Annotated in this window: 12 protein-coding genes; 6 read left to right on the plus strand and 6 right to left on the minus strand. The window is 71.0% G+C overall.

Translation table 11 applies throughout. The annotated features are described in order from the left end of the window. Positions 1-65: 65 nt before the first annotated feature. Entirely contained in the window at positions 66-713 is a 648-nt protein-coding gene (locus AB0E62_RS33865) for an FMN-binding negative transcriptional regulator (RefSeq protein WP_362202740.1), read from the plus strand. A gap of 77 nt (positions 714-790) precedes the next feature. Here AB0E62_RS33865 and AB0E62_RS33870 read toward each other — a convergent pair whose 3' ends face one another. Continuing rightward, entirely contained in the window at positions 791-1,456 is a 666-nt protein-coding gene (locus tag AB0E62_RS33870) for an LmbU family transcriptional regulator (RefSeq protein ID WP_362202743.1), read from the minus strand. Between the two features lie 675 nt (positions 1,457-2,131). Between AB0E62_RS33870 and AB0E62_RS33875 the strand changes: the two genes are divergently transcribed. Beyond that, complete coding sequence (locus AB0E62_RS33875; RefSeq protein WP_362202746.1) at positions 2,132-3,439, plus strand: hypothetical protein; 1,308 nt, start codon at positions 2,132-2,134, stop codon at positions 3,437-3,439. Positions 3,440-3,646: 207 nt separating this feature from the next. On the opposite strand, the gene AB0E62_RS33880 is transcribed toward AB0E62_RS33875, so the two are convergent. From AB0E62_RS33880 to AB0E62_RS33900, 5 genes are read right to left on the minus strand one after another with little or no spacing between them, the layout of a single operon-like run. After that, positions 3,647-4,657: a 3-oxoacyl-[acyl-carrier-protein] synthase III C-terminal domain-containing protein gene (locus AB0E62_RS33880; RefSeq protein WP_362202748.1), complete on the minus strand. Its 1,011-nt coding sequence runs from the start codon at positions 4,655-4,657 to the stop codon at positions 3,647-3,649. Next, positions 4,642-6,813, minus strand: coding sequence for a 2-oxo acid dehydrogenase subunit E2 (locus tag AB0E62_RS33885; protein ID WP_362202750.1), 2,172 nt, complete (start codon positions 6,811-6,813; stop codon positions 4,642-4,644). Before AB0E62_RS33885 ends, AB0E62_RS33880 begins: the two co-directional genes overlap by 16 nt. After that, complete coding sequence (locus AB0E62_RS33890; RefSeq protein WP_362202753.1) at positions 6,810-7,040, minus strand: acyl carrier protein; 231 nt, start codon at positions 7,038-7,040, stop codon at positions 6,810-6,812. Before AB0E62_RS33890 ends, AB0E62_RS33885 begins: the two co-directional genes overlap by 4 nt. Beyond that, positions 7,037-7,966 carry a thiamine pyrophosphate-dependent dehydrogenase E1 component subunit alpha gene (locus AB0E62_RS33895; protein ID WP_362202755.1) on the minus strand — a complete coding sequence of 310 codons (930 nt, stop codon included), beginning with the start codon at positions 7,964-7,966 and terminating at the stop codon, positions 7,037-7,039. Before AB0E62_RS33895 ends, AB0E62_RS33890 begins: the two co-directional genes overlap by 4 nt. A gap of 57 nt (positions 7,967-8,023) precedes the next feature. Beyond that, positions 8,024-8,242 carry an MbtH family protein gene (locus AB0E62_RS33900; protein WP_362202758.1) on the minus strand — a complete coding sequence of 73 codons (219 nt, stop codon included), beginning with the start codon at positions 8,240-8,242 and terminating at the stop codon, positions 8,024-8,026. 523 nt (positions 8,243-8,765) lie between these two features. Between AB0E62_RS33900 and AB0E62_RS33905 the strand changes: the two genes are divergently transcribed. From AB0E62_RS33905 to AB0E62_RS33920, 4 genes are all read left to right on the plus strand, one after another. Next, positions 8,766-9,053, plus strand: a complete 288-nt coding sequence (locus AB0E62_RS33905) for an acyl carrier protein (RefSeq protein WP_362202761.1) — start codon at positions 8,766-8,768, stop codon at positions 9,051-9,053. A 12-nt stretch (positions 9,054-9,065) separates the two neighbouring features. Then, positions 9,066-10,022 carry a chlorinating enzyme gene (locus AB0E62_RS33910; protein ID WP_362202764.1) on the plus strand — a complete coding sequence of 319 codons (957 nt, stop codon included), beginning with the start codon at positions 9,066-9,068 and terminating at the stop codon, positions 10,020-10,022. Positions 10,023-10,050: 28 nt separating this feature from the next. Beyond that, complete coding sequence (locus AB0E62_RS33915; protein WP_362202767.1) at positions 10,051-10,776, plus strand: alpha/beta fold hydrolase; 726 nt, start codon at positions 10,051-10,053, stop codon at positions 10,774-10,776. A 222-nt stretch (positions 10,777-10,998) separates the two neighbouring features. Beyond that, on the plus strand, positions 10,999-11,415 hold the full coding sequence (locus AB0E62_RS33920) for a hypothetical protein (RefSeq protein WP_362202998.1): 417 nt from the start codon (positions 10,999-11,001) through the stop codon (positions 11,413-11,415). The last annotated feature ends 26 nt before the right edge of the window (positions 11,416-11,441 follow it).

An 11,441-nucleotide genomic window follows, 5' to 3' on the forward strand; every position in this document is an offset into this window, starting at 1 on the left:
GGCCTCGTGCCTCACCCGCTGGAGCTGTCCTGCCGACAGGACAGCAGGGAAAGGGTGAATGCCAGATGTTCGTTCCCGGCCACTACCGCGAACCGGACGGTTCCTGGATGATCGATCTGATACGGTCCAATCCGCTGGCGCTGATGACAATCAACGGCGACTCCGACCGCGGCCCGTTCGCCACGCACCTTCCAGTAATTCCGGATCCGGAGATGACCGGTGAGTGGTCCGCCGACCTGTCGGATGCCGTACTGCTGGGACACATGAACCGGGCGAATCCGCAGTGGACCGCCCTGGAAACGGGCGGTGTCGCCCTGCTGGTATTCACCGGCCCGCACGGCTACGTCTCACCGACGGTGTACGAGACGACGCCGGCGGCTCCGACGTGGAACTTCACATCGGTGCACGTGCACGGCGTGATCGAGAAATTCGATTCGATCGAGGAGACGCTGGGCGTCGTGCAGTCCACCGTGGCCGCCTTCGAGGGCGCGTTCGGCGCCGACTGGGACATGACCGATTCGATCGGCTACTTCCGCAAGATCGTGCCCGCCGTGGGCGCGTTCCGGGTGCGGGTGACCGGCGCCGAGGGCATGTTCAAGCTCAGCCAGGAGCAGCCGGCCGAGGTGCGGGACCGCGTGCGGCGGTCGTTCAGCGAGCGCGAGCAGGGGCACTACCGGGAGACGGCCGAGCTCATGCGCCGGCTGCCGGGCTGACCACCGGCCGGCGGGGCGGGTCCGGGCGGTGCCCGGTGGTGTCCCGGCGCCGCCCGCCCCGCCCCGCCGCGATGCCGCTACTCCAGTTCGGCGAGGATCTGTTCGGCCGCGCTGTCCAGGGTGGTGAGCACCCACTGTTCCAGGTCGGTGCCCGCCTGCTGCGCGGCCTTGTGCCAGCAGCGCACCCGGCTGTCCGGCACCGACAGCTGCCGCTTCGCCTCGACCTCTTTGCCGTCGTCCGGTTTCCCGCCGTCGCGGGCGAGGCTGATGGCGTTGCGCAACTGCTTGGTGGTCCATCCGTTCTGCTCGGCGCGATCGAGCCAGACGTCCTGCTCGTCGGCCCGGAGCGACGCCACTTCGGCGTGGTGCTGGAAACTCAGCGCGGGACGCCGCCGGTCGAACGCGAACCGCCGGGACACCCATGCGTAGTTCCGTAGCGTCTGGTACTGGAGTCCGGCGGACCGGATCCCGCGCTGGTAACGGTCGGTGTAGTGCTCCTTCCCGTACACCAGCCAGTCCCCCAGCCACCAGGTGGACGAATTCACCAGGCCCGATATCTGGCGCCCGGCCCGTTCCCAGTCCTCGAAGGACAGTCCGGTCGGCATGTGCAGGCCGATCCGGGTGGTGAGCACCTGTTCCTGGCCCTGTCGCTCGCCCTGGGACACCCGCTGCGCGGGAATCGCCTCGCGATGTCCGCGGAACAGTGGCTTGGTGGCCTCTAATTCGATGGCCGCAACCGCCATTACACCTCCACGTGAATGCGCGTGCGTTCTCGTATCCCCCTCCACGGCGACGGAATCACCGCTCCCCCAATGCCCCGCCCCGACTCGCCGGCCCGGGTACCGGGCCGGGCGGGCGACGGACGGGATCACAGTCCAATGCAGAGGCAGGCCGTTTTGAAGGAGCCCCGCGGGTCAGCTTGGTCAACTTGGTCAGCTCGGCCGGTCAGTGCCGTCAGCGCGCCCCGTTTCCATGAGCGGCCCCTTCACGAACCCTTCACGGACCCATTGTTGCTTTTCACTGAGTCGTCCTCGCCGGCGGAACCGACCGAGGACCGGAATTCGATCATCCGTTTTTCCTCGGACTGCCCGCGCACTGCCTCGACCGCCGGAAAGGTCTCGGGAGAGTCCCGCCGCGATCATGCCGGGAGTTCCGGCGAGCGGGTAAGCGAGTTGCGGCAGACCGTCCCCGCGCCTAGTGTTGAGCCGATCATGCCGGGAAAGTCAGCGATCCTCGCCTTCTGAAGGAGGAAAAGTGACCGCCGGATGGCTTGACAAGCGGAGCATCGGGGGCGTTCGGCCCATCACCCGCATCCCGGACGCGGAATCCACCGGGCGTGAATCCAGACGTGTTCCCGCCAGTACTCGACATGCCTCAACATCCGCGTTGATCCCCCCCACTGTCGAGGCTCCCCTTTTATGACCTGGACATCTTCACTGCTGGCCTCCTGTCTGGCCCGGCTCGGATGGTCGCCGGAGCAGCTGGCTCGCGAAATCAACAAAAGATACGGCACCGGCACGATCAGCAACAAAGCCCCCTACAACTGGTTGCAGGGCTCCCTGCCCCGGCGTCAACTGCCCCATCTGGTCGCGGAGATACTCACCGACCAGCTCGGCGAGACCATCACGGCGGAGGCTCTCTGGCCCCAGCACTTCTCCGGCGGTGACTCCCCGGAGCAGCTCCGCACCGCCCCGTCGGCCCTCCCCGCCCCCGATGTCCCCCAGACCGCGGCCGGCCCCGTCGACGCCGCTGTGGACTGGCTGGTGGACACGGGCTCCTGCTCACCGGCCCGGTCCGGCGGATCCGAGGTACCCGACTTCGCGCTCGACATGCTCGCCACCCGCATCGGCCAGCTCCGCAGAGTGGACGACATCGCCAGCACCAGGCTCGCGATGGACTGGGCCCTGCAGGACCTCCAGTCGGCCCGGAAGCTGGCCGCCGAACACTCCTACGACACCCGGACCGGCCTGCGGCTGCATCGCAGCATCGCGGAACTCGCCCAGCTCGCCGGATGGCTGGCCGCCGACCTCGGGCTGCGCCGGCGCAGCCAGTCCTGCTTCCTCTACGCGCTGGCCACCGCCCGGACCGCCCAGGACCGCCCCCTGGCCGCGTACATCATCTCCTGCATGAGCTACTGCGCCACCTGGGAGACCCGGCAGGAGGAGGGGCTGCGGCTGATCCGCATCGCGCGCAAGGGCTCGTGCAAGGAGGACTTCGGCATCGGACACGCCCTGCTGGCGACGCGCGAGGCCCGCGCCCGTGCCCGGCTCGGCGACGAGGTCGGCTGCGTGCGCGCCCTCAACGAGGCCGCCGACCTCAGCAAGGACAACGATTCCCTGGCCGCCGCGCCCTGGCTCTCCTGGGTGTCGCCCCCCGTGATGGTGGCGGACGCCGGGCGGGCCTGGCTGGAGCTGGGCTACTTCAGGCGGGCCGAGCAGTGCCTGGTGCGCGGACTGGAACTGTTCGGGCAGAGCCAGCCCCGCAACAGGATGCTGCACTGGGCGTCGCTGGCGGAGGCGCGGCTGGGCCGCGAAGAGGTCGACGGCGCCGTGGAGGCCGCCGGGGAGGCACTGTCGCTGGCGCATGTGATGACGTCGCAGCGCGCCCGGATCCGCCTCGCGGACCTGCGGCGCAAACTGAAGCGGTACGACAGTGCCGCGGCGCGCGAGGTCGTGGAACGCGTCGACGCGTTCCTGGGGACCGGGCGGCTGCGGGTCGCGAGCTGAGGATCCGGCCGCGGCGCAGGCGTGGGCGCGCCGGCCGGAACCCGCCCCGGCGGTGCCGGCTGCCCGGGCCGGGGAAGGAGGGCCGGCCGACGGCTCCGGCCGCGTGCGGGCGTGGGTACGGGCCGGGACCCGGGGCGCATGTCACGCCGGACGCGGGCGGGACGGGCCCGCCCGGGACGCGGCGCCCGCACCGCGCGGGCCGGCCCGTCAGTACTCCAGGAGGGTGCAGCCCCAGTGCATGCCGCGCCCCATCCCGGCCAGCGCGATCAGGTCGCCGTCGCGGAAGTCCCCCGAGGCGCGGTGGTGCTGGAGGTTGAGGATGTGGTCCGCGGCACCGAAGTGACCGCGCTCCAGGGAGATGTCCGCGTTCGTGCGCTCCAGGGGGACGCCCAGCCGTCCGGCCACCTTCGTCAGGGTGCCGATGTTGTCGTTGAGCAGGACCGCCCTGGCCAGGTCGGACACGGACGCGCCGATCCGCTTGCAGGCCCGGGCCACCACCTCGCGCACCCGGTCGTCCATCAGGTCGACGAACGCCTCGAAACGCTCCGCGTCGTAGTCGAAGAACTCCATCAGGTCCCAGGCGTCGCGGGCGGGACCGGGTGCCTCACCGCCGCGGAAGGGATCGGCCGCCCCGCCCTGTTCCAGCCGGAAGAGGTCGGCGTAGCGGCCGTCGCTGAGCACTTCGCTGGCCCGCCAGCGCAGCCGGGGGTGGCCGCGCCCGGCCACCGTCGCGGCGGCGCCGTCGGAGAACAGCAGCGAGTGGGTGTCCATCCGGTTCCAGTACGCCTCACACGTACGGTTCGCCCCGACCACCAGGGCCCGCCGGTACTCGGGGTGGGTCGCGAACCGGCCCGCGAGCAGGTCGAAGCAGCTGATCCCGCCGACGCATCCCTGGTCGACGAGGACGGCCTCGGCGCGGTGCGCGCCCAGCCGGTGCTGAAGGCTGGCCGCCGGGTCCCAGTACAGATACTCGGAGATGTCGGTGACGGCGAGGATCACCAGGTCCAGCTCGGCCGGCTCGGTGCCCGATTCCTCCAGGGCGGCACGGGCGGCGTCCACCGCCAGGTCGGTGAGTCCGACCCCGTCGGGGACGCGGTGGATGTGGCGGTAGCCGTACTCCCGTACGCGCTCCACGTCCTCGGTGTACTCCGAGGCTATGTCCGCGACGGCGGCGGGCTCCCCGAGTGCCGACCCGAAGGACATCAACCCGTAGTCCACGTGAGTTCTCCTCCCAGCCGCGCGGGCTCCTCCAGGTCGTCCTTGATCCGCGTGAGGAACAGGACGGCGTCCCTGCCGTTGACCACCCGGTGGTCGTAGGCGAGTCCGACGTGGACGAACCTGCGCATCCCCGCGGTTCCCGCCGCGTCGGCCCGGTACTCCTCGCCGACCGCGCCGACCGAGACCATGCACAGCTGCGGCCACAGCACGAGCGGATGGACGAGGACCACGCCGGGGTCCGGGTTGAGCGAGACGGCGATGTTCCCGCCGCTCAGGTCCCGCGCGGTGAACTCCTTGCCCAGCGCCTTCATCCGGAAGTCCATCAGGGTGTCGGCTATGTCCGCGAGGGACCGTTCGTGGGCGCGTCTGACCACCGGTACGTACAGCGAGCCGTCCACGTCCACGGTGACGCCGATGTGCGGGGCGTCCGCGAGAGCGACGGTCCGCTCGTCCACGAGGGATCCGAAGAAGCGCGGGAAGTCCCGCTGCGCCCCGGCCACCGCCTTGACCACCGCCTCGGCGAGCCCGAGGGCCGCGCCGCTCTCGTCGCTGAGGCGGTCCAGCCGGTCCAGGACGTCGTCCACCTGCACCTTGACCACGGTGAAGCCGGCCGGGACCTCGCGGTGGCTCTTGGCGACCACCGCCGCGGTGCCCTGCTGGGCCCGGTCGAGACGGTGCACCGCGACCGGGAGGTCCTCGGCGGGTACGGCGTCGGGCTCCTCCTCGGCGGCCGGGCGGGCGGGCTCCGGCGGGGGCACCCGGTCAGCGGACCGCGCCGGAAGGGCGGCGCCCTCCTGCTCCGGCGCGCCGCGCGGGGCCGGTCCGGGGAGGAGGTAGCCGAGGATGTCGCCGGCCGCCAGCTCGTCGCCCACGGCCGCGGCCCGCCGCAGGAAGCCGGAGCCGGAGGCGGCGACGTCCGCTTGGGCCTTGGAGGTGTCCAGCGCGACGACCTCGGTGTCCGCGTCCACCCACGCGCCCTCGTCCACCAGCCAGTCGGCGACCAGGTACGTGTCGTCGTTGTTGTTCAGCTTGGGCACGGTGAACGGAGTACCGGCCGCCCCGCCGGCGGCCGGCGAGCCGGGGTGCGCCGCCTCCGGCTGCCCGCCGCCCCGGCCGGCGGACCAGCCGGCGGCCCGCCGGACCGCCTCCCGGATGTCGTCGGCTCCCAGCAGCACCTCGCGCTCCAGATGGCCGGCGGTGGGGATGACCGAGTCCGCGGAACTGAGCGACAGCACCGGGCCGCTCAGCGCGGACCAGACGCGTTCGTGGACGGCCCGCGCCACTTCGGAGCCCCAGGTGCCCCCCGCCGTGCCCTCCTCGGCCACGGCCACCCGGCCCGCCGACGCGAGCAGCGGCAGCACCGGTCCGATGTCCAGCGGGTACAGCTGCGCCGGGGTCACCACGTGCACGGAGCGGCCGTGCGCCTCGCGCAGCGCCCGCGCCGCGTCCAGGGCCCGGTGGGCGGCACCGCCGGGCGCCACGACGACGAAGTCCGGGCGGTCCGCCTCGCCGTCCGGGTACGCGTGGGCCCAGCCGAGGCCCGGTCCGGTGATCCGGTAGCGGTACCCGTCGTCGATCCGGTTCTCCTGGTACATCCGCCGGGTGTAGAGGACCTTGTCCTCGAAGACGACGGCGGGCGACCCCAGGCGCAGTGCCGTGTCGAGCACCGCCTCGGCGTCGTGGAACGGCGAGAGCTCGTACAGGGCGAGGTTCGGGATCCCGATGAAGTGCTTCTGGGGGCTCTGGCTGTGCGTCGGCCCGTAGCCGCGGTTGCCGCCGACGGGGCAGCGGACCACGAGCGGGACCGGCACCGGCCGGCCGTACATCGACACCGACTTCGACGCGAAGTTCAGCAGCTGGTCGAACCCGAGCGCGAGGAAGTCGCCGAACATGACCTCGACGATGACCTGGTCGCCGCACAGGGCGAGTCCGCCGGCCACGCCGAGCATGCCCGACTCGCTCAACGGGGTGGCCATCACCCGGTCGCCGAACCTGCTCGACAGCCCCTTGGTGATCTTGAACGCGCCTCCGTACGGGTCGAGAACGTCCTCGCCGAGCAGGTGGAGCCGCTCCTCGCGGTCGAACAGGCGGTGCAGCGCGCGGTTGAGGTTCTCCGCGACGCGCGGAGCGAGGGCAGTGGCCGCTGTCCGTGTCATGCCGAACGTCCCTCCTCGGCCAGGAGCGTGCGCAGGTCGCCGACGCTCCGGCAGGAACGGGCCTGCCGCGGGGTGATCCGCAGGCCGAACTCGCGGCCGACGGCGGCGATGATCTGCACGTGCCGCAGGCTGGTCCAGCGTCCCGTGGTCGCGGTTCCGGTCGTGTCGTCGACCTCCTCCTCCGCCATCCCGAGCACATCGGCGACGAGCTTCTCCAGCGTGCTCACAGGGCGGCCCCCAGAACCGTCGAGGTGTCGGACACCGGCCAGCTCGACGGCGGCCGCGCGCTGACATCGGCGACGAGGGCGGCGATCCGGGCGCGCTGCCGGGTGTCGGCCGCGGCGAACTGGTCGCCGTACCGGCGCGCGTACTCCCCGCTCCACTCCCGTGCGCGGACGTCGGCCAGCTCCGCCGCCGAGCGGGTGTCGTCGCCCTTGCTGTGCGGGCCGAGCCTGACGGTGTGGAACTGCACGACGGCCGGTGCCCGGCGGGCCCGTACGTCGGCCACGACCGGGGCCAGTTCGGCGCGGATGACGTTGATGTCCGCGGTGTGCAGCTCGTGGTGGTCGATGCCGAACGACCAGGCGCGGTCCGCGATGGTGCCGGCCATCTGGGCCCGGGTGGGCGTCGACTGGGCTATGCCGTTGTGCTCGACCACCACCAGCAGCGGCACGCGCCACAACTGGGCCATGTTCAGGGCCTCGTAGACCGAGCCCTCGCCCCAGGTGCCGTCGCCGATGTGGGCGACGGCGATCCTGTCCTGCCCGGTGCGCTTGAAGTGCAGGGCGACACCGACGGCGACGGGCAGGCTCTGCCCCTGTACGCCGGTCGACAGATAGCCTTCGCGGTAGATGTGCTGGCTTCCTCCGACGCCCGCGCAGACCGCGCCGGCGCGCCCCATGATCTCGGCGAGCAGCCCCTCGGGGTCCTCGTACCTGGCCAGGTAGTGGCCGTGCCCGCGGTGGTTGCTGAAGACGAAGTCGTCGCGCAGCAGCGGTGCCAGCGCCACCGGCACGTACTCCTGGCCGAGGCAGGTGTGCGTCGTGCCGTTGAGTTTCCCCGCTTCGAAGAGGTCGAGCAGGGCGAGCTCGAAGTTCCTGATCAGCAGGAGGAGTTCGAGGTCCTCGTCAGCGAACTTGGTGAGGGCTGCCAACGTGTCGGATCCTTCCCGGGCATTCCGCTCCGTCAGGGTCACCGCCGGCCGGCGGTGTCAGGCGGTGTCGGCCCGCATGGCCTCGACCAGACTCTTCGGCCTCATGTCGGTCCAGTTCTCGTTGATGAATTCGAGGCAGGCCTTGCGGCTGTCCTCCTCTTTGACGACGTTCCATCCCGCCGGCACCTCGGCGAAAGAGGGCCACAGGGAATGCTGTCCCTCGTCGTTGACCAGTACCAGATAGGTGCCGTTCTCGTCCTCGAACGGATTCGTCATACGACTCTCATTTCCGTGAGCGAGTTCCAGCTGCCCGGTTCGCCGAGCCGATGGACAAAAGCCGGTGCTTGATTCACCGCGGCCCGGACAGGCTATACGGCGCCGACCGCGCTTGACCACCGCGGAACCCGGGCGTGCGACTTCGCCCCGGAATCCGCCCGGGCCGACCCGTCCGGCGACGACGGGGAGTATCCGGCACGGCACTGGTCACCTGCGGTTCCGCCGGCCGCTGTCCTGCCGACGGGACAATTGCCGAGGTGTCGCGGAGCTTGAAGAAAGCCCGCTCGGCGGCCTAGCTTGTGGCGACGCGGGATCACTCGTGCCGACCCTGGCAGGCGGAAATCCGCTGCGGGGGGTGCAGCCGGACGGCGCACCCGAGGGATCTCGGGAAACCCGCCCGCCTTTCGCCGTATGTGCCGCCATGTACTGCCGTCCCGTGTCCGCCTGCCGATGTCCGATTCCACCGCGGCGGGAACGCGGGCACGTCGAAGCGGCACGGAAAGACCGACAGGAGGAAGGTTCTATGCAGAAGCCAGGGACGAACGACGGGAAGATGCGCACGGTCGATCCGGCGGACGTCGAGCGTTCACTCGTCGAGTGGCTGCGCAAAGAACTCGACGACCCGGAGATCACCGGCTCCGATAATTTCCTCGACATCGGCGGGCATTCACTGACGTTCTCGAAGCTGAACCAGTTCCTCGGCGACTCCTTCGGGGCCGTGCTCGACATGAGGACCACGTACGAGGAGCCGCTCAACGTGGCCGTCACCAAGATCCAGCCGGTCGAAAGCGCCACGCCGACCACCAGGTAAGGGGATCCGATCATGACCAGCAGCACCGAACGCGTCGATCTCGGCCTCTCCCCCGAGGAGCTGGCGTTCTTCCACAGGAACGGCTACATCGGGCCACTGACCGTCTACACCCCCGAGGAGATGGACCGGATGTGGAAGACGGTCCAGCGCCAGACGCTCGACCGGTCCTACGCCGCCTACCCGGAGGTCGACTCCGGCGCCGGGGCGCCGAACATCTTCAACTACGACCGCCACCTCGACATCGACCTGCTGGCCCGGCACGTCTGCAACCGGAAGATCGTGGACAAGGTGGCCTCGATCCTCGGCCCCGATGTGCTGTGCTGGCGTACCGAGTTCTTCCCCAAGTACCCCGGGGACGAGGGCACCGACTGGCACCAGGCCGACACCTTCGCCAACGCGAGCGGCAAGCCCCAGCTGCTGTGGCCGGGCGAGTCCGAGGACGACTTCGGGGCGGGCACCCTCACGGTGTGGACCGCGTTCACGGAGTCGACGCGGGAGAACGGGTGCCTGCAGATCATTCCCGGCACCCAGCACACGATGAACTACGACGAGACCAAGCACATGGACTACGACCAGGAGCGGATCAACGCCGAGATCAAGGACGGCGTCCCCCGGGGCTTCTTCGGCTACGACTACCGCCAGCTCCAGGTGGACCCCTCCTGGCGGCCGAACGAGGAGGACGCGGTCTCGCTCACCATGGAGAAGGGCCAGTGTGTGATCTTCTGGTCGACCCTCATGCACGCGTCCCTGCCGAACACGGGCACCGGCCGGAACTACCGGATGGGTTTCGCCACCCGCTACGTACCGACGAAGGTGCGCGTCTATCCGGACACCGACCACATCGAGGAGTACGGCGGCAGCATCTCCCTGGAGAAGTGGGCCGCCGTCCTGGCGCGGGGCGAGGACACCTTCAAGCACAACAAGATCACCAGCACGACGCTGCGGGGCACGCCGATCCACTCGCTGTAGCGGCGCGGCTGCGACTCGGGCGGTGGAGGTGAACGACACGAGCGCGCGTACCCGTACGACCGGGGCCGGCGGCGGCCGCACGCCCGTCGTGGCGTTCATCCCGCCGTCCTGCTGCGGGTCCGGCTACTTCCGCGGACTGCGCCGGGCGCTGGGCGGACGCGTCGACTTCCGCCCCGTCGAGCTCCCCGGCCACGGCCGGCGTTACCGGGAGGCCCTCCTCACCCGGGCGGAAAGCGCGGTGGCCGATGTGACCGCACAGCTCGGCGGGCACGTGGACGCGATCTACGGCGAGAGCCTCGGCTCCTACATCGGCCTGGCGGTGGCCGCGGCCGTCCGGCAGCGCCCCTGTCCGCTGCTGATCGCCGCGTCCAACTCGCCGCCGTCGGTCCGGGAGAGGATCCGCACCGAGGAACTCGGCACCCTCGACGGCACGGTCGCCACACTGACCGCGATGGGCGGCGAGATCCCGGACGAGGTGGTGCGCACCCCGGAACTCGCCGAGCGCCTCTATCCGGTGATCCGGGACGACCTGCGTCTGTCCCAGTCCTTCATCGACCTGACCCGCGCCATGACGACGGCCGGGGACGTCCGGGTCCTCGCCGGCGCCGACGACAGCGCGTCGGTCCGCCTCGAGTCCTGGGCCGACCACACCACGGGACGGTGCGAGGTGACGATCCTCCCGGGCGGCCACCTGCTCTCGGCCGGCAACCCGGCCGGGGTGGCGGAAACGGTCCTGGCCCTCCTGCGCTCCTGACCACGGCCCCGCAAAGGCCGGACCGGCGTTTCCGGCTGACCGTACCCCCGCCCCACGTTGCGATCCGGAACGCGCCGATGTGATGATCCAGCCGTGAGTGAGCATGGGGGCGACGCCGGATCGGCGGAGCAGAAGCCGAGGTCACCGCTGTACGACTATGTGGACCTGGCGCTTGACGGCCGACGGGACACGACCGCGCCGGATGCGTCCGGGGGCGCCGGTTTGCCCGAGCGTGCGGCAACCCGCGCCGGCGCCCCGGACGACGCCGAGCGCAGGCGCCGGGAATTCGCCGTCCTGTTGGGCGAGTTCAGGCGCACGCCCGTGCTGGTGCCGGTGGACGAGCAGGGCACCCCGCTGACGGGCGATTTCGGTGGCGTGCGCTGGATCTACGCCTTCTCGGACGAGCCGGCCCTGGCCCGTTTCGCGCTGGCGCGCGGTGAGGGCGGCCGGGAGTGGCCGTACCACCGGTGGCTCGGGGCGCGCCTGCTGGACGCGATGGTGCCGGCGGTCGGGGTGCCGTGCGGAGTGGCGCTGGACTGTGCGGACGGTGAGGAAGGGATGGTCTTCCCTCCGGTGCGCGGGGTGGTGCCGGACGAGGTGGCGGTGGACGTCGACGGCGGGACGGGGGTCGCGCGGTGACGGCCGGCGGCGAGGACCTGGCGACG

It is taken from the genome of Streptomyces sp. NPDC038707, assembly GCF_040636485.1.
Classification (GTDB): domain Bacteria; phylum Actinomycetota; class Actinomycetes; order Streptomycetales; family Streptomycetaceae; genus Streptomyces.